The following is an 18,873-nucleotide window of genomic DNA, read 5'->3' on the forward strand; positions in this document are numbered from 1 at the left end:
CCCTCCCCATGAGGGGAAAGGCGATTAATACCATCACTCGGGCCGTGAAACTGCCAAAGTTTTCAGTCAGGCCCTTGTTCTACGCCAGCGCGCTTAGCGCTGGCGTATTGCTGTGCGCCTTTTCCGCCCACGCGGACGAACGCGATCAGCTCAAATCTATTCAGGCCGATATCGCGGCAAAAGAACGCGCGGTACGCCAACAGCAACAACAACGTTCCACTCTCCTCGCTCAGCTTAAAGCTCAGGAACAGGCTATTGCCGTCGCCGCAAGGCAACTGCGCGAAACACAAAACTCACTGGCACAGCTGAACGCACAAATCGCTGAGATGAACGCCGCGCTCGCGAAGCTGGAAAAGCAGCGGGCAGCGCAAGAGCGCAGCCTGGCAGCACAGTTAGATGCCGCGTTTCGCCAGGGTGAACACACCGGCATTCAGCTCATCCTCAGCGGCGAAGAAAGCCAGCGCGGACAGCGCCTGCAGGCCTATTTCGGCTACCTGAACCAGGCGCGGCAAGAAACTATCGCGCAGCTGAAACAAACCCGCGAAGAGGTCGACTCGCAAAAAGCCGAGCTGGAAGATAAGCAGAGCGAACAGCAGACCCTGCTGTACGAACAACGCGCTCAGCAGGCTAAGCTGGAGCAGGCGCGTAACGAACGCCAGAAAACACTGTCGGGTCTGGAATCATCAATTCAACAGGGCCAGCAGCAACTGGGCGAAATGCGCGCTAACGAATCCCGTCTGCGCAACAGCATTGCTCGCGCCGAAGCCGCGGCCAAAGCGCGCGCGGAACGTGAAGCGCGCGAGGCGCAGGCCGTACGTGATAAGCAGAAGGATGCGTCACGAAAAGGCTCGACCTACAAGCCGACCGAAAGCGAAAAATCACTGATGTCCCGTACCGGCGGTTTGGGTTCGCCGCGCGGCCAGGCATTCTGGCCCGTTCGTGGCCCAACGCTGCATCGTTATGGCGAACAACTGCAAGGTGAGCTACGTTGGAAGGGTATGGTTATTGGCGCATCCGAAGGCACCGAAGTTAAAGCCATTGCCGATGGTCGCGTCATTCTGGCGGACTGGTTGCAGGGCTATGGCCTGGTGGTGGTGGTTGAGCACGGTAAAGGCGATATGAGCCTGTACGGTTATAACCAGAGCGCGCTGGTCAGCGTCGGTACGCAGGTTCGCGCCGGGCAGCCTATTGCACTTGTGGGTAGCAGCGGGGGTCAGGGCAGGCCGGCACTCTATTTCGAAATTCGTCGCCAGGGTCAGGCGGTCAATCCACAGCCGTGGTTGGGAAGATAAGTTTTGCCTCAATTTCGTCTATTACTCTCTCTTGCCAGCGTGCTGGCCTTCGTAACACCTGTTTTTGCTGGCAAACTCGCCATCGTCATTGATGATTTCGGCTATCGCCCACAAACTGAAAACCAGGTGCTGGCGATGCCTTCCACCATCTCGGTTGCCGTTCTCCCTAATGCCCCACACGCGCGTGAAATGGCGATTAAAGCGCATAACAGCGGGCATGAAGTGTTAATCCATCTGCCGATGGCGCCGCTGAGCAAACAACCGTTAGAGAAAGATACTTTGCGCCCGGAAATGAGCAGCGAAGAGATTGAGCGCATTATTCGCGACGCGGTAAGTAAAGTGCCGAATGCCGTGGGGCTGAACAACCATATGGGCAGCGCAATGACTTCCAGCCTGTTTGGCATGCAGAAGGTGATGCAGGCGCTGGAGCGTTACGATCTCTACTTTCTGGACAGCATGACTATCGGCAACAGCCAGGCCATGCGCGCAGCGTCAGGAACCGGTGTGAAGGTCATCAAACGCAAAGTCTTCCTGGATGACACACAAAATGAAGCTGACATTCGTCGTCAGTTTACTCGCGCCGTCGATCTTGCACGCCGCAACGGCTCAGCAATCGCCATTGGTCACCCTCACCCTTCCACGGTGCGAGTATTACAGCAGATGCTTTATAATCTGCCAGCCGATATTACGCTGGTTCGCCCGAGCAGTCTGCTCAATGAACCGCAGGTCGATACCTCCAGACCCAACCTCACGCCGCCGAATAACAGCGCACCACATAATCCTTTCCGTGGTGTGAAATTGTGCAAACCGAAACAGCCGTTAGAACCCATTTACGCCAGTCGATTCTTCACCGTACTCGGTGAAAGCATCACCCAAAGCACGCTGGTGCAGTATATGCGCCTGCAGTGGCAGGGCTGGCAATAATCAGTCGTTAAGTTCCAGCGTTAAATGGGCAAGGCGGCGCGGCGTCAGTGATTTATCGCGCCACTGGCTAAAACGGATGGCCCACAGCAGCACCTGATAACCCAGCTTAACGCTGCAGATATTACTTACCATCCGTTTGAACATACCCGACACAAATACTTCAGCAATCATACGCTGGCGGATTTTTTCATCCGGCTCTTTACGTATGCAATGACAAACGCGTAGCGCTTCGTAAATCACCTGCTGTTTGAATTCCGGGTAAATGGGAATGCGCCCGGCGTACTCGTGATTCATCTTGTCGAGCAGGCGGGTAATTTTAATGTAATGGCGCTGATAGGCGAGGTTCTTCAGCCCGGTACGCGGCAGACGACTCACGGACGCGCCGTGCAGAAAGTATTTGTACAATGGAACTTCCGTGTAGCGCGCGCGTTTGGCGTTAAACATAAATTCCGTGGTCCAGATGATATCCTGGTGGTGCAGGCCAGACAGGAAGGTCAGCCCTGCGTCGCGGATCGTCTGATGACGGTATACGCCCATCCAGACGACATGCCGCCAGCGGCGGCTGGCTAACGCTTTTCTTAACCAGTCCGGTCCGGTCATCACGTCAGTAGAACGTATACGATCGGTAGGAATAGATGCCCATGTATGCCCCGTCTCCGCAATACACCAATCGGCATTGCACTGCGCCACATCCAGATTGTCCTGCAGCGCCATATTCATCAACGTTTCATACATTTCCGGATAAGCAATATCATCACCGTCAACATAAGCGATGTACTCGCCCCTGGCGACTTCCATGCCGGTATTACGCGCCGCTGAGACTCCCCCGTTCCGCTGATGCAGTAGATGAACATGCGGATAACGATCCACATACGCCTGTGCGAGCTGCGCAGAGTTATCCGTAGAGCCATCATTAACAATGATGATCTCCAGATTTTTCCACGTTTGCGCAATCAGCGAATCCATACACGCAATGAATGGTTCACCCGTATTGTAAAGCGGCATAATGACGCTCAATAGGCCGGGGGTATAGGTCATATCAAATCCTGCCAAACAGTATAATTAACGGCAATTTCTAACATATTTAGCGGTAAATCTTCAGAGAAAATTTCTCAAAACTTTAGCGGAAAATGCGCCGGACGAGTGAGCGCAGCAAACAAAAAAATCCCCGGAGAGTTAACGATAGTCAACATCCGGGGATTACATACAGAATCCACTACGTGGATACGGTTAATCCCAGCTCAGGATCACTTTCCCTGACTGGCCTGAACGCATCGCGTCAAAGCCTTGCTGGAATTCATCGATGGAGAATCGATGAGTGATGATTGGCGACAAATCCAGACCAGACTGAATCAGTGCAGCCATTTTGTACCAGGTTTCAAACATCTCACGACCGTAGATACCTTTAATAAACAGCCCCTTAAAGATAACTTTAGTCCAGTCGATGGACATATCTGACGGTGGGATCCCCAGCATAGCAATACGGCCACCGTGGTTCATGGTGTCCAGCATGGTGCGAAACGCTGGCGGCGCGCCGGACATCTCCAGACCTACATCAAACCCTTCGGTCATACCCAGCTCAGCCATCACGTCGGTCAAATTCTCTTTCGATACGTTGACCGCACGGGTGATGCCCATTTTGCGTGCCAGCTCAAGACGATACTCATTCACGTCGGTGATCACCACGTGGCGTGCGCCAACGTGCTTCGCGACCGCCGCCGCCATAATACCGATTGGACCCGCGCCGGATACCAGCACATCTTCACCCACCAGATCGAACGACAGCGCCGTGTGTACCGCATTACCGAACGGATCGAAGATAGACGCCAGATCATCGGAGATATTGTCCGGAATTTTAAACGCGTTAAATGCCGGGATCACCAGGTATTGTGCAAAACAACCAGGACGGTTTACACCGACACCGGTCGTATTGCGACACAGGTGCGTACGCCCACCGCGGCAGTTACGGCAATGCCCGCAGGTGATATGGCCTTCGCCAGAAACGCGATCGCCGATTTTAAAGCCTTTAACTTCCTGACCGATGCCAACAACTTCGCCGACATATTCATGCCCCACGACCATCGGAACCGGGATGGTTTTTTGCGACCACTCATCCCAGTTATAAATGTGAACGTCAGTCCCGCAGATGGCTGTTTTACGGATTTTAATCAGCAAATCGTTATGGCCGACTTCCGGTTCAGGAACGTCGGTCATCCAAATGCCCTCTTCCGCTTTCAGTTTGGATAACGCTTTCATTTCACATCCTCAGGCAATAACGCCCAGTTGTTTACCAATGCGTGTGAACGCCTCAACAGCACGCGTAATCTGCTCAGGGGTATGCGCTGCAGACATCTGAGTACGGATACGCGCCTGGCCTTTTGGAACCACTGGATAGAAGAATCCAGTAACGTAAATCCCCTCTTTTTGCAGTTCACGGGCAAACTTCTGCGCCACCACCGCATCACCCAGCATAACCGGGATAATCGCGTGGTCCGCACCGGCTAACGTAAAGCCTGCGGCAGACATTTGCTCGCGGAACTGCCGCGCGTTCGCCCACAGGCGATCGCGCAGTTCGCTACCTTCCTCGACCATTTCCAGCACTTTAATGGAAGCAGCCACAATCGCCGGAGCCAGTGAGTTGGAGAACAGATACGGACGTGAACGCTGGCGCAGCCACTCCACTACTTCCTTACGCGCTGCGGTATAGCCGCCGGATGCGCCGCCAAGCGCTTTGCCCAGCGTGCCGGTGATGATGTCGACGCGGCCCATCACATCACAGTATTCATGCGAACCACGGCCATTTTCGCCGACGAAGCCAACCGCATGGGAATCATCGACCATCACCAGCGCATCGTACTTATCCGCCAGATCGCAGACGCCTTTCAGGTTAGCGATCACGCCATCCATAGAGAACACGCCATCGGTGGCGATCAGGATATGACGGGCCCCCGCTTCACGCGCTTCTTTCAGACGCGCTTCCAGCTCGACCATGTCGTTGTTGGCGTAACGGAAACGCTTTGCTTTACACAGACGAACGCCGTCAATGATTGAAGCGTGGTTCAGGGCATCGGAGATGATCGCGTCTTCTGCACCCAACAGCGTTTCAAACAGGCCGCCGTTGGCGTCAAAGCAGGAAGAGTAAAGGATGGCATCTTCCATACCGAGGAAAGCCGCCAGTTTTTGCTCCAGTTGCTTATGGCTGTCCTGGGTCCCGCAAATAAAGCGTACCGAAGCCATGCCAAACCCGTGAGAATCCATACCCGCTTTTGCCGCTGCAATCAGTTCCAGGTGGTTAGCCAGCCCCAAATAATTGTTCGCACAAAAGTTAATGACGTGGCTTCCGTCTGCCACGGTGATATCCGCCTGCTGGGCAGATGTAATAATGCGCTCTTCTTTAAACAATCCTTCCGCACGTGCGGTTTCGAGATCGTTGGTTAACTGTTTGTAAAAATCCCTACGCATTTCAATTCTCCAGACTGGGCAAATTTCAGCACATATTACCCAAAGCTATACATTGATACGAGATGACGCATCATCACTTCTTCAAAATGAAGCATAAATCACGCGTACCCGCACAGCTTATCGGTGAATGGCTGAAGCCTGGACCATGTAGTGATATGATAGAAGTATTCGTGTCTGAGATTGTCTCTGACTCCATAATTCGAAGGTTACATTTATGATCATCGTTACCGGCGGCGCGGGCTTTATCGGCAGCAACATCGTTAAGTCCCTGAATGATAAAGGCATCACCGATATTCTGGTGGTGGACAACCTGAAAGACGGCACTAAATTTGTTAACCTGGTGGACCTGAATATTGCTGACTACATGGATAAGGAAGACTTCCTGATCCAGATTATGGCTGGCGAAGATTTCGGCGATATCGAAGCGATTTTCCACGAAGGCGCATGCTCCTCCACCACCGAGTGGGATGGCAAGTATATGATGGATAACAATTATCAATACTCCAAAGAGCTGCTGCACTACTGCCTGGAGCGTGAAATTCCGTTCCTGTACGCCTCTTCCGCCGCGACTTACGGCGGTCGTACATCTGATTTCATCGAATCCCGTGAATATGAGAAACCACTGAACGTCTATGGCTACTCAAAATTCCTGTTCGACGAATACGTGCGCCAGATCCTGCCAGAAGCCAACTCTCAGATTGTTGGCTTCCGCTATTTCAACGTCTACGGACCGCGTGAAGGCCACAAAGGCAGCATGGCAAGCGTCGCTTTCCACCTCAACACCCAGCTTAACAATGGCGAAACACCAAAACTGTTCGAAGGCAGTGAAAACTTCAAACGTGATTTCGTTTATGTTGGCGATGTGGCGGCGGTAAATCTGTGGTTCCTCGAAAATGGGGTTTCCGGCATCTTTAACCTCGGTACCGGTCGCGCGGAATCTTTCCAGGCCGTTGCCGACGCAACGCTGGCGTACCATAAAAAAGGTAGCATTGAGTACATTCCATTCCCGGAAAAACTGAAAGGTCGTTATCAGGCGTTTACCCAGGCAGATCTGACTAACCTGCGCGCAGCGGGCTATGACAAGCCGTTTAAGACCGTTGCCGAAGGCGTAACGGAATATATGGCCTGGCTGAACCGCGACGCGTAAGAAGTTAGCATGAAAATACTGGTGATCGGCCCGTCATGGGTGGGCGACATGATGATGTCGCAAAGTCTCTATCGCACGCTCAAGGCGCGCTATCCCCAGGCGATAATCGACGTGATGGCACCGGCGTGGTGCCGTCCGCTGCTGTCGCGTATGCCTGAAGTCAACGAAGCCATCGCCATGCCGCTGGGACACGGCGCGCTGGAAATCGGCGAACGCCGTAAGCTCGGTCATAGCCTGCGTGAGAAACGCTATGATCGCGCCTGGGTGCTACCCAACTCTTTTAAATCCGCTCTGGTGCCCTTTTTTGCTGGCATTCCCCATCGTACCGGCTGGCGTGGAGAGATGCGCTACGGCCTCCTAAACGATGCGCGGGTGTTGGATAAAGAAGCATGGCCGTTGATGGTCGAGCGCTATGTGGCTCTGGCCTATGATAAAGGCGTGATGCTGACGGCCAAAGATTTGCCGCAGCCTCTGCTATGGCCGCAGTTGCAGGTCAGCGAAGGTGAAAAATCTCTGACCTGTAGTCAGTTTTCGCTTTCTGCCGAACGTCCGATCATCGGTTTTTGCCCAGGTGCGGAATTTGGTCCGGCGAAACGCTGGCCACATTATCACTATGCGGAACTGGCGAAACAATTGATCGATGAAGGTCATCAGATTGTGCTGTTTGGCTCGGCAAAAGACCACGAAGCCGGAAATGAGATCCTCGCTACGCTGAGCCTTGAACAGCAGGCCTGGTGCCGTAATCTGGCGGGTGAGACACAGCTGGAGCAGGCGGTCATTCTTCTCGCCGCCTGCAAAGCGGTTGTCACCAATGATTCTGGATTAATGCACGTTGCCGCCGCGTTGAATCGACCTCTGGTAGCATTGTATGGTCCAAGTAGTCCGGACTTTACCCCGCCGTTGTCGCACAAAGCGCGAGTCATCCGCCTGATTACGGGCTACCACAAGGTGCGCAAGGGCGATGCAGCAGAAGGTTATCACCAGAGCCTGATCGACATCACTCCTCAGCGCGTACTGGAAGAACTGAATGACCTGTTGTTACAAGAGGAAGCCTGACGGATGCGGGTTCTGATCGTTAAAACATCGTCTATGGGCGATGTGCTGCATACGTTGCCCGCATTAACCGATGCGCAGCAGGCCATACCGGATATTCACTTTGACTGGGTGGTGGAAGAAGGGTTCGCTCAGATCCCCTCCTGGCATTCGGCCGTTGACCGCGTGATACCGGTGGCGATCCGCCGCTGGCGTAAAGCGTGGTTTTCCGCGCCGATCAAAGCCGAGCGTAAAGCGTTTCGCGATGCCGTCCGTTTACAGCAGTATGACGCGATAATTGATGCCCAGGGGCTGGTAAAAAGCGCGGCGCTGGTTACCCGTCTGGCACACGGGATCAAGCATGGTATGGACTGGAGCACGGCCCGTGAACCGCTGGCGAGCCTGTTTTATAATCGCAAGCACCATATTGCCAGGCAACAGCACGCCGTAGAACGTACGCGTGAATTGTTCGCAAAAAGTCTGGGATATACCAAACCGCAATCGCAGGGTGATTACGCTATCGCTCAGCATTTTTTGACGGAAGTAAATGCTGATACAGCGCAGTATGCGGTGTTTCTGCATGCCACGACCCGTGATGATAAGCACTGGCCGGAAGCCAACTGGCGGGAGCTGATTGGCCTGTTAAACAATGCAGGCATACGCATTAAACTGCCCTGGGGAGCCGCGCATGAAGAAGCGCGTGCCAAGCGACTGGCGGAAGGGTTTACTTATGTTGATGTCCTGCCACGGATGAGTCTGGAGGAGGTCGCCCGCGTTCTGGCGGGGGCTAAATTTGTCGTGTCGGTTGATACAGGCCTGAGCCATTTAACCGCCGCATTGGATCGCCCCAATATAACGCTGTATGGCCCAACGGATCCGGGATTGATTGGGGGATATGGGAAAAACCAATATACACAACAGAGCCATTCCGGAAAATTGCAGGATCTGGATGCTAGTTTAGTCAACGCATCGCTGGTTGATAATAATTTGCTTTAACTTTAAGAGATGAACCATGCTTCACCAACACATGTTTTCTCGCTTTATATATAGTATAAAAAATAATCCATTTGATTTTATATACTTCTTATTTTATGTCGGGATACTTGCTACTTTAGGGATGATACTGGTCAATCCGGATGAAGCACTGAAGATATTTATTTTTTCCACGGCTCTGTCTCTGCCTCTTATAGGTAAAAACTTAAAGCATGTATGCAGTAACAAAAAGAATCTGGTTTTGCCTTGTATGTTGCTGCTCTTCGGTTTGCTGCAGATTTTTTGGGTAGAAATATTTAAACAACCAGGCTCAGCCTTTACCGGAGCCTACCGCTCATACCAGAACGGTGGCAAAGTAATGCTTTTTGCCGCACTGGTGATGACCGCGCTAACATCGCGAGCGCCGTGTGCCAATAAAGCCCGCATCACCAGTGTCTGGGTGATTGTTACAGCAATCGGCTTGTACCTTTTCGCGGGATATCAACTTGCCGGAGCAACTGAACCTTTAAAATACCGCGTAGCACTTGGTTTTGAGCGCCAAACTGGTACCGCTTATGCGCTGACATTGATTAGCTTATTGGCATCTCAAGCCATTATCAACCTGCGTATGAAACATACCGTTTCACTGTATCTGTTACATTTTTTGATCTCGCTGGCGGTTATCATTACCACGCAAACCCGGGCGGCGATTTTGGTATACCCGATCCTGAGTATCGTCCTGTTTCTCATGCATCATCGCCACAACCGTACCATGTTGTTTAAAGCATTATTGGGCTTCGTGATACTGATAGGTCTGGCGGCCATCCCTTTAAAGCCAGTACTTGAACATCGCTACCAAAATTTTATGCGGGATGTGCACTCTTACAACCAGAACAATAGTAAAACCTCTATTGGCGCGCGGCTTGCAATGCAACGCGCAGGTATTGAGTCAGGGAAAGTACATCTCGGGGGGCAGTCACTTGAACAACGTGGGGCAGAAATTCAGCAACTTGCTGTGCAAGATACCTCTCTGCAAGGGGCGCTTGTTTTCCTTAACGTCCACCTCCATAACGAAATCGTTGATACCTTCTCGCTGAAGGGCATCCCTGGGGTGATTGTGCTACTCTTGCTCTATACTGCCATGTTTTTAACAGCTTACTGGCAACGCAGTCCTCTGTTGTTCGTTATCTCAGGCGCTATCGCTATCTATGGCTTGAGTGATTTATTATTGTATGCCAAAGGTGAAGCCTTGAGCAGTGTGCTGGCGTTATGTGTAGCAGCAATGCTGAACTCGCAATCCAACGAGAGAAGAATGCCATGACTAATGCTTCAGGTTATTTATTGAGCATTATAATACCTGCATACAACAATGCCGAATTTATCACGTCGACGTTGGCGTCTATCCATCAGAGCATCACTGACGAGGTGGAGATAATAATTGTTAATGATGGTTCAACAGATTTAACGGAAGAGCACATCAAGGCATTTTATCATGAGCATAACTGCAACAATGTAAAATATATAAGCCAGAAAAATCAAGGTGTTGCAATCACCCGCAACGTCGGATTGACCCAGGCAACGGGAAAGTATATTGGTTTTGTCGACAGCGATGACATTGTCTGTGCAGATTATTTCACTATCCTCCTCCCTAAATTGAGGGAGGGAAAATATGATATTGTGGAATTCAATTTAACTCGAAATATAAACAATCTGTATCAGAATAAACCTGGCGCAAAGAATACCCTGGCTCAACACGAAATTATTTTGGCTGATGATAACTATGCTCCCCTGTTGCCAACTTTTCGTGCCGGGCAATGGCATCTCATGACAAAAATTTTTCACCGCGACGTGATTGGTATGGACCGATTTGAAGAACATCGTCGCTATGAAGATGTCATTTTTTGCCCGTTCCAGTATTTCAAATGTCGTTCTATTTTAAAAATAGAGAACAAGCTTTATTACTATCGATTAAATGACAAAAGCATTACCGAGAACATTATTGATAGCGATGCGGACAGTATCTTCTTTGCTATGCGAAAAATGTATAACTATGTGAATGAAGATAACGCTAAACGTACCGTTGCCACGTTAATGATTATCAATTGTTTCCTGGAAGGCCGCAAACTTTTACGCAAGAAGAAAGGCTACTATCGTTATAACGAAAGTATGTTAAATGACATTCAGAATGCACATGCATGCTGCGATACAAAAATCGTTAAGAACAAAATAATCCTTAAGATGAAATATCCGCATATCGATCGCTCAATTTCTGAAATTAGATATAAGATACTATCCGCCTGCAAAAGTTTATTTTTTCGAAAGGGATTTTAACATGTTTGATAAAGTCGACCGTGTTCTTATTTGCAAGCTCAAATTTTATGGGGATGTTCTGTTAACAACACCTGTTATTGCCAGCATTCAGGCTCGTTATCCTCATGCTAAAATCGATCTGCTTCTTTATAAGGATACAAAATCAATTTTGGCAGCAAATGAAAGTATCAATGATTTTTATCTCATTGAGAAAAAGAAAGGCCTTTTAGATACAGTAAAAAATTATCTTTCAGTGCGTCAACAGCTGAAAAAAAATCACTATGACCTGATCGTTAACCTAACCGAGCAATGGCCGATTGGCGCTCTTATTGCTTCCTTACGTCGCCCGTCAATTGCATTTGAGCGTGATAAGAAACAATGGAACAATCTTTTTTCTCAGGTTGCACCGCTGACCGGGACGCACATAGTTGAACAAAATCTCTCCATTCTGAAGGGCATTGGGTTTAGCGAAGCAGATCTGAAAAAAGAGATGTCACTACACTATCGGCAGGATGATTACCACTATTTGGTTTCCCAACTTCCGGCATTACCTTCACAAAAATATGTCGTGATTCAACCTACTGCCAGACAAGAATTTAAATGTTGGGATGATGATAAATTTGCCCATGTGATTGACCATTTGCATCAGCGTGGCCTGCATGTTTACCTTACCTGTGGGCCAGCACAAAGTGAACAGCAGCAAGTCCAGCGCATTGCCGAATTGTGTCAATCTTCCCCTGACCTGACGCTAGCTGGTAAAACAACCTTCCTGCAGTTGGCTGCGTTAATCGACCATGCCGTTCTTTACATCGGGGTCGATTCTGCGCCTATGCATATGGCTGCAGCATTAGGAACACCTCAGGTCTGTCTGTTTGGCGCGACCAATTATCAGCAATGGAGACCATGGTCAGATAACGCCGTGTTGATTTGGGCTGGCGATTACCATCCAATGCCTTCCAGAAATGAACTCGACAGGTCAAAAAAATATTTAACATGGATACCGGAACAAGCCGTGATTGACGCTATCGATAGGGTACTTCATGATAGTAGCCATGTTAAAGGTAATGAGAAAGCATAAATGGACAACAAAAATAACGTTATTAATATTGCTTACTGTACAGATGCTAATTATCTGGAATATGTAGCTGTGTCCATTATGTCCGTCATAATGAACAACCCAGGACAAGAACTGTCATTTTTCGTCTTTGTCTATGATGTCTCAGACGACGAAATTAATAAACTGTGTTCAACCACTGATAAAATTCAGGTTATCAATATTGATAAAAAGGAGATTGAAAAGTATAACAATGACTTTGCAATCAAACACCTGAATCGCTCTATTTATATGAGGCTGACCGTACCGCGTCTGCTTAAAGATAAAGTAGAGCATTTTATCTATTTAGATGCTGATACTCTGTGCTTCGATAAAATCCATGAAATTAATAGCATTGATATTAGTGAAGTAATTTGTGCTGCCAGTCATGATTCGTTAAATAACAATGATAATAAAAATGCGAAACGCTTGAAACTTAGCACCTCTTCTTATTTTAACTCCGGATTTCTGTACATAAACATAAAAAACTGGCTTAAAAATGATATTGAAATAAAAGCCAATCAGATTTTATTTGATCGAGGGGAAAGTCTTCCCTATCCGGATCAAGATGCCTTGAACATTGCAATGGATGGCAACGTAAAATTCATTGATAATCGATGGAATTTTTTATTTAATTGGTTTAACGACCAACAAAAAGAGTGTTTCTTCTATCAAAAAGATACTCTGCCCCGCATTATCCATTTCACCGGCGGAAGAAAGCCTTGGTACAAAGAACACACCGGGCTTTCACAACAACTTTACCTCTTCTACCATCATTTCACACCATGGCGGTATACAGAAATGCGTTCCTACGCTCCACGCATGAGACCTACTGATTATCGGGTCTACTCGCGTCAGGAAGCTAAAAGGGGAAATTACTGCGCTTCTATCAAATGGTATATGAAATATCTCAAGACAAAACTACGTTAAATAAAAAACTCCCTTTCGGGAGTTTTTTTACTTGCTTTGTAACTTTGCACGTAAATAGCCGATATAGCTAATTACTGAAGCAAAATATTTTCCTTGTAACCGTTCATGCCGTGATTTCTTTTTATATTGCTTTGGTGTTCTGGCTGGTAACAAAGGAACATCTGCCCATGGAGAAGCCTTCCACGCTTCAACAAAGTACTGTGCCGAAGGATAGTTTGCCCAAGAGTTCCACGGCTTAGTCACACCGACATAATGGATTAGAATAGTATCGGATGTTATATATTCTTTATATTTTGCAAGATCTTTGCTTTTTAGCTCTTGTTTTATGCCGTAAATAGCATTAAACCTTCTTTCCAGAAAGATCACTTTCTTTAAGAAGAGAATATTCAAAACATCCTGATCTGGGAATGAAAGCTTATTGTTTTTATCCAATAAGATATCAAAGGCTGCGTTGATGAAATTTTGTTCTTTCCACTTTTTAAGATTTGCAAAAATGACACCAGAATTGAAATAATCCCTATTTTCTTCAATATCTCTGGCAGGGCTATCATCAACATCAGTAATTACAGCAGCAACATACTCACCAAGATCAATTTGGGTTAGCTCGTCAAGTGAACCTTTGCAAATCACATCCGCATCAATGTATAAAAGCGAATTTATTTTCTCAGCAAGATATTCAAAGGCAATGAATCTAAAGTACATTGCATGCGACCAGGCATTACCACTAGGCAATATTTTTAACCCATTAGCATCCATAATGTAAATTGAGATGTTAGTTGCAAATTGCCCTGCTAATTTCGCAATGCGTTGCTGGTAATCAGCATCAATATAATCGGTAAAAAGGTGAAAATGAATATTCAGATCTTTATTATGCAATAGCACCGATGTCATCGAGATTGCAGCGCCAAACATAAAGTTTTTGTCCACACCCCAGGCGATATTGAGCTGTGTTTGTTGTTCAGATGGCGCTTGATTAAAGTCAAGGATATTTTTTATAGACTGATGACAATCAAAGTTCATTCGCTACACCTATTTAATTTATTATCAATAAGTTACTATTTATAAATTCAATGTGCCTTAGAGCTATGTAACTTATTTTTTATATACATAACATGACTTAGCACAGAGCGGATATATTTTCGCTGCACTCTTTCATGTCGTGACTTACATTTATACAACTTAGCTGTATTTGCGTTTAACAGAGACTTTTCTGCCCATGCGGATTTCTGATATGCTTCAATAAAAAATTTAGCCACCGGATACTTGGCCCATGAATGCCATGGTTTAGTGACGCCAGCATAGTGAATTAATACCGTATCGTCGGTAATGAAATCCTGATAAGTTTTATCGTTTTTATTTTTGAGTTCCCGATCGACTTCATAAATACAGTTAAAGTCTCTTCTCAGGAAAATAACATTTCCGACAAATAAAATATTGAGTACGTCCTGATCGAAATAAAGTAATTCTTTTTGGCGTTTGTCTAATATAGAAAATGTTTTGGTTAACAACTGCTGCTCACGCCATACTTTGAGATTCGCAAATACAACACCCGAATTAAAATACCCCTTACTCAGGTCAGGGATACCAAGTCTGGTACCGGATTTAATTCGCACTTCATCAACATCATTAATGACAGCTGCATATTCCCCACAGAAATTAATCTCTGTAAGTTCCCGTAGAGAACCTTTACAAATGACATCGGCATCCAGATACAGTACCGAGCTTAATTCGGTGCTTAAATATTCAAATGCAAAGTAACGATAGTACATTGCATCAGTCCAGGCTTTCGTGCTCGGCAGTTCACGAAAGGCCGCATTATCGAAAACAAGGACAGTCACTGTCGTACTGTACATTTGCATTAGGCGTTTTATGCTTTCCAGATAGTCGTCATCGAGATAGTCAGTGGCGATATAAAAATGGATATCAATATCAGGATTATTCACTAATAATGAGGTCATAGAAATGCCGGATCCAAACAAAAAATTACGATCGACACCATACGCAACGCTTAGTTTTTTACTCTTGTCATGCGTCGAGCTGTCGATGATATGTTTTTGAATGATCAACTTCTGGAAATCGATGTTCATAATAAAACAGCCTCAAACTTCATGTGTAATTTATAGCGCTTTTCTTATTGTTCTTTGTCTTATTTTTTGCGCTTTTGTGACAGCCTGTTCAAACAACCTGACTTCCTGACGAAAGATTTCACGCAATGGCATCGAAAAATAGACACGTAAAAAACGGTAGATATCTCTGGACGTTAGCCCAATCTCCAGTGAGGAGAAATAGAGCCCGATCAAATCTTTATCCCGCCAGCGACGTGGTACCTGCTGACGTATTTGTGCACGATGTAGATCAATCACAGAGAGTTTGATCTCCGCAACATCTGCTGGCATCGGCTGTTGGAGCAGGAAATGGCAGATATAACAATCCCGATGATTTACCCCACCTCGATGCATTTTACCCACCATTTCCGCCACGCGGGTAATAATGGTTCGTTTTAATACAAAATCGGGCCGTTCAACGCCCCAGTTGGCGCAAAAATCTTCAAGGCTGATGGCAGGAGAAAGATCCTCAGTAATAATAAATGAGGTTCGCTCTAACGGATTCAGCCCCTTCTGTCCAAAAGCAACACCCGTCATTGTATCCACATTCAGTGCTTGCAAACGGTGAATCGCCAGCCACTCCCGGTCCGCGCCAAGCACAGGCATGCGCAGAGAAATCAGGTTCTTCACCACTTCTTTAAGCGTGGTCCCATGATGGTATTTAAGAAAGTAACCTTTTCCCATCATCTCAAAACGCAGGGTACGCCGAGTTTCCAGAGCGCGAAAAACCTCGCCATCCAGCTTAGTGACTTCCGTGAACGGGTCTTTTCCTTGCCATTGCGTGGCAAATGGTTCTTTTAATTCAATCATTTTCGAGACCTAAAATGATATCTGCAGCTTTATCTGCCAGGCTGTAGAGATCCTCTGTATCAGCAAAATGTCGCGCATTTCCAGCCCAACGACTTCTCTGCTCATTATTTTGCAGCGCATTGAAAAGTGCTGTATTCAAATTATCCTGCGCAAAAGGTTCAGGGATCACCACGCCGCATTGGGCGGCACTGATATAACCTGCATAGCCGCATACCTCAGTGGTTAATACTGGCAGCCCGGCAACTACGGCTTCTAGCAAGACGATACCAGCGGCTTCCTGAACTGCCGGGTGAAGCAATAAATCGGCAGCGGACATCAATTCAGCGACATCATCTCGCCCCGAGAAGAATTGCACTTGCTCTTCAATTCCCAATTGGCGGGCCTGAGCACGATAACGATCGGCCTTATCCTGACCAACAACCATCAACTGAGTACGGTGACGTATAGTCTCAGGTAAAGAAGCCAACGCCTGTAAGCTTCTTGGCACACCTTTGCGTTTGAAATCGGAGCCGACCTGCAAAAGCAGGAACTGATCGAGACCAATACCATTCTTTTCCCTGACAATCTTCCTGCTGTTTTCAGGTTGCAGACTGTATTTTCTGTCTGGGTAGATACCTGGCGGCAGAATACGAAAACGCTGGCTCTCCGTATGATAATGGAGTTTGAAATCACCAATTTGCTTATCAGTTAACATCAAAAGCGTGGTGCTGGAACCTTGTTGAAACGTCGCTTTTTCAAATGCAGAGTAGTGTCGATACCGACGCGTCAACTTATAGAAGAAGCCCTTCTCGCGAGCGACCTTTTCCGCATAACAAACGTCGGCGGCGTAATACACATCCAGCCCTGGCATTTTATTAAAACCAACGATACGATCGACGGGATGCTGGCTTAAATAATTTTGAACCCACTGATAATATTGCTCGTTTTTCCCATGGTTAGTTCTGGCTGTGACGGGTACGAGTATAATTTCCAGTCCTTCCGGACGTTCGCCCTGCCATGACTGGGTAAACACCTGGACATGATGACCTCGTGCAGCAACCGTGAGCGCTACTCGCAGAAAATCACGCTGTAACCCACCATAGGGGAAATACTTGTACAAACAAAAAGCAATATTCATGCATTAATATCCGCATCGCGTCGCCAGGCATAGCAGGTCTGATACATCCAAAGTTTACCGCCCATGTTTTCGAAATGTTTCTGCCGGCTAGCTACCTGAAATTGCGCAGTAGTATATCATTTATTATCACGCATTCCGAAACGAATAATTTTTGAACAAAATAAAGAAATAAATCTTTAAAAACAAAAAGATATAAAATTACTGTTTTCAGCTTAAAACACACGCCGCACAAGACGTTAAGCCACGTCAGTACGATCATCAGCATTTTTAAAATAGCCGTAGGCTAAAACAGTGCCCGACGATTCCATTGTTTTGCTTCAACCTGGATAAAAATGATGGTAAAGCCATAGTTAAATACATAGAATCCCCAGCACATTCATAAGTTAGCTACCATTATGCTCGAATTGCTTTACACCGCCCTTTTCTACCTTATTCAGCCTTTGATCTGGATACGGCTTTGGGTGCGCGGACGTAAGGCTCCGGCCTACCGTAAACGCTGGGGTGAACGCTACGGTTTTTACCGCCGTCCGCTAAAACCAGGCGGCATCATGCTTCACTCAGTTTCTGTGGGCGAAACGCTGGCAGCTATTCCATTAGTCCGTGCTCTGCGACATCGTTATCCCGACTTACCGATCACGGTAACCACCATGACGCCAACCGGCTCTGAGCGCGTACAATCCGCGTTTGGTACTGACGTTCAGCACATTTATTTGCCATACGATTTACCGGATGCTTTGAACCGTTTCCTGAATAAAGTTGACCCCAAGCTGGTGTTAATCATGGAAACCGAGCTGTGGCCAAATCTGATCGCGGCACTCCATAAACGCGGTATTCCTCTGGTCATCGCCAACGCACGGCTTTCTGCGCGTTCAGCCGCTGGCTACGCAAAATTAGGCAAATTTGTTGGTAAGCTACTGCGTCGAATTACGTTGATTGCCGCACAGAACGAAGAAGATGGCGCTCGTTTTATTACCCTTGGCGCCAGGAGCAATCAGGTCACCGTCACCGGCAGCCTGAAGTTTGATATTTCCGTCACGCCACAGTTGGCCGCCAAAGCGATTACGTTGCGTCGTCAATGGGCGCCTCATCGCCCGGTGTGGATTGCAACCAGCACGCACGATGGTGAAGAAAGCATTATCATTGCAGCCCACCAGGCGTTATTAAATCAGTTTCCTAATCTTTTGCTGATCCTGGTTCCCAGACATCCGGAACGCTTCCCGGATGCCATTAACCTCGTACGTCAGGCTGGGCTAAGCTATACCACACGTTCTTCTGGCGAAGTTCCATCCTCAGATACTCAGGTCGTTATCGGCGACACCATGGGCGAGCTGATGTTGCTGTACGGCATTGCCGACCTTGCTTTTGTCGGTGGTTCACTGGTTGAACGTGGGGGACACAACCCACTGGAAGCCGCAGCACACGCCATTCCGGTACTGATGGGGCCACATACCTTTAATTTTAAAGATATTTGTGCTCGTCTCGAGCAGGCAAGCGGATTGATCACCGTCACCGACGCAACCACGCTGGTGAAAGAGGTCTCTTCTTTACTGACCGATGCCGATTATCGTAATTTTTATGGCCGTCATGCAGTTGAAGTCCTGTATCAAAATCAGGGCGCGCTACAGCGCCTGCTGCAACTGCTGGAACCTTATCTGCCACCCAAAACGCATTGAGGCAAA

Annotated in this window: 17 protein-coding genes; 10 read left to right on the top strand and 7 right to left on the bottom strand. The window is 47.7% G+C overall.

From position 1 onward, the window contains the following. Positions 1–32: 32 nt before the first annotated feature. Both envC and FHD02_RS01330 read left to right on the top strand, forming a co-directional pair. Positions 33–1,292, top strand: a complete 1,260-nt coding sequence (gene envC, locus FHD02_RS01325) for a murein hydrolase activator EnvC (protein ID WP_233639320.1) — start codon at positions 33–35, stop codon at positions 1,290–1,292. 3 nt (positions 1,293–1,295) lie between these two features. Beyond that, positions 1,296–2,216: a divergent polysaccharide deacetylase family protein gene (locus tag FHD02_RS01330; RefSeq protein ID WP_220393474.1), complete on the top strand. Its 921-nt coding sequence runs from the start codon at positions 1,296–1,298 to the stop codon at positions 2,214–2,216. Here the strand turns inward: FHD02_RS01330 and FHD02_RS01335 are convergent, their stop codons facing one another. From FHD02_RS01335 to kbl, 3 genes are all read right to left on the bottom strand, one after another. Then, complete coding sequence (locus FHD02_RS01335; protein ID WP_220393475.1) at positions 2,217–3,254, bottom strand: glycosyltransferase; 1,038 nt, start codon at positions 3,252–3,254, stop codon at positions 2,217–2,219. A gap of 192 nt (positions 3,255–3,446) precedes the next feature. Then, positions 3,447–4,472 carry an L-threonine 3-dehydrogenase gene (tdh, locus tag FHD02_RS01340; RefSeq protein ID WP_005120462.1) on the bottom strand — a complete coding sequence of 342 codons (1,026 nt, stop codon included), beginning with the start codon at positions 4,470–4,472 and terminating at the stop codon, positions 3,447–3,449. Between the two features lie 9 nt (positions 4,473–4,481). After that, positions 4,482–5,678, bottom strand: a complete 1,197-nt coding sequence (kbl, locus tag FHD02_RS01345; protein ID WP_220393476.1) for a glycine C-acetyltransferase — start codon at positions 5,676–5,678, stop codon at positions 4,482–4,484. 214 nt (positions 5,679–5,892) lie between these two features. On the opposite strand from kbl, the gene rfaD reads away from it, so the two are divergent. From rfaD to FHD02_RS01380, 7 genes are read left to right on the top strand one after another with little or no spacing between them, the layout of a single operon-like run. Then, positions 5,893–6,825 carry an ADP-glyceromanno-heptose 6-epimerase gene (rfaD, locus tag FHD02_RS01350; protein WP_003827312.1) on the top strand — a complete coding sequence of 311 codons (933 nt, stop codon included), beginning with the start codon at positions 5,893–5,895 and terminating at the stop codon, positions 6,823–6,825. Positions 6,826–6,834: 9 nt separating this feature from the next. Further along, positions 6,835–7,881 (top strand): ADP-heptose--LPS heptosyltransferase RfaF, encoded by a 1,047-nt coding sequence (rfaF, locus tag FHD02_RS01355; RefSeq protein ID WP_137361681.1) that lies wholly within the window; start codon positions 6,835–6,837, stop codon positions 7,879–7,881. Positions 7,882–7,884: 3 nt separating this feature from the next. Beyond that, on the top strand, positions 7,885–8,853 hold the full coding sequence (rfaC, locus tag FHD02_RS01360; protein ID WP_137349135.1) for a lipopolysaccharide heptosyltransferase RfaC: 969 nt from the start codon (positions 7,885–7,887) through the stop codon (positions 8,851–8,853). Between the two features lie 16 nt (positions 8,854–8,869). Continuing rightward, positions 8,870–10,150 carry an O-antigen ligase gene (locus FHD02_RS01365; RefSeq protein ID WP_220393477.1) on the top strand — a complete coding sequence of 427 codons (1,281 nt, stop codon included), beginning with the start codon at positions 8,870–8,872 and terminating at the stop codon, positions 10,148–10,150. Next, entirely contained in the window at positions 10,147–11,160 is a 1,014-nt protein-coding gene (locus FHD02_RS01370; protein ID WP_137361683.1) for a glycosyltransferase family 2 protein, read from the top strand. Before FHD02_RS01365 ends, FHD02_RS01370 begins: the two co-directional genes overlap by 4 nt. Position 11,161: 1 nt before the next feature. After that, the gene (gene rfaQ, locus FHD02_RS01375; RefSeq protein WP_137361684.1) at positions 11,162–12,217 is read left to right on the top strand and encodes a lipopolysaccharide core heptosyltransferase RfaQ; all 1,056 of its coding nucleotides are present in this window, start codon (positions 11,162–11,164) and stop codon (positions 12,215–12,217) included. Beyond that, the gene (locus FHD02_RS01380; protein ID WP_137370339.1) at positions 12,218–13,162 is read left to right on the top strand and encodes a glycosyltransferase family 8 protein; all 945 of its coding nucleotides are present in this window, start codon (positions 12,218–12,220) and stop codon (positions 13,160–13,162) included. It begins immediately after the preceding gene. Between the two features lie 27 nt (positions 13,163–13,189). Here FHD02_RS01380 and FHD02_RS01385 read toward each other — a convergent pair whose 3' ends face one another. From FHD02_RS01385 to FHD02_RS01400, 4 genes are read right to left on the bottom strand one after another with little or no spacing between them, the layout of a single operon-like run. After that, positions 13,190–14,182: a glycosyltransferase gene (locus FHD02_RS01385; RefSeq protein ID WP_137360300.1), complete on the bottom strand. Its 993-nt coding sequence runs from the start codon at positions 14,180–14,182 to the stop codon at positions 13,190–13,192. Positions 14,183–14,229: 47 nt separating this feature from the next. Further along, positions 14,230–15,249, bottom strand: a complete 1,020-nt coding sequence (locus FHD02_RS01390) for a glycosyltransferase (protein ID WP_137360301.1) — start codon at positions 15,247–15,249, stop codon at positions 14,230–14,232. A 30-nt stretch (positions 15,250–15,279) separates the two neighbouring features. Beyond that, positions 15,280–16,077, bottom strand: coding sequence for a lipopolysaccharide core heptose(I) kinase RfaP (gene rfaP, locus FHD02_RS01395; protein ID WP_137360302.1), 798 nt, complete (start codon positions 16,075–16,077; stop codon positions 15,280–15,282). After that, positions 16,070–17,194, bottom strand: coding sequence for a glycosyltransferase family 4 protein (locus FHD02_RS01400; RefSeq protein WP_220393478.1), 1,125 nt, complete (start codon positions 17,192–17,194; stop codon positions 16,070–16,072). Before FHD02_RS01400 ends, rfaP begins: the two co-directional genes overlap by 8 nt. Before the next feature lie 395 nt (positions 17,195–17,589). Here FHD02_RS01400 and waaA point away from each other — a divergent pair, with 395 nt between their 5' ends. Next, complete coding sequence (gene waaA, locus FHD02_RS01405; RefSeq protein WP_069323706.1) at positions 17,590–18,867, top strand: lipid IV(A) 3-deoxy-D-manno-octulosonic acid transferase; 1,278 nt, start codon at positions 17,590–17,592, stop codon at positions 18,865–18,867. Positions 18,868–18,873: the final 6 nt, after the last annotated feature.

It is taken from the genome of Citrobacter sp. EC_71, assembly GCF_019584005.1.
Taxonomy (GTDB): domain Bacteria; phylum Pseudomonadota; class Gammaproteobacteria; order Enterobacterales; family Enterobacteriaceae; genus Citrobacter; species Citrobacter werkmanii.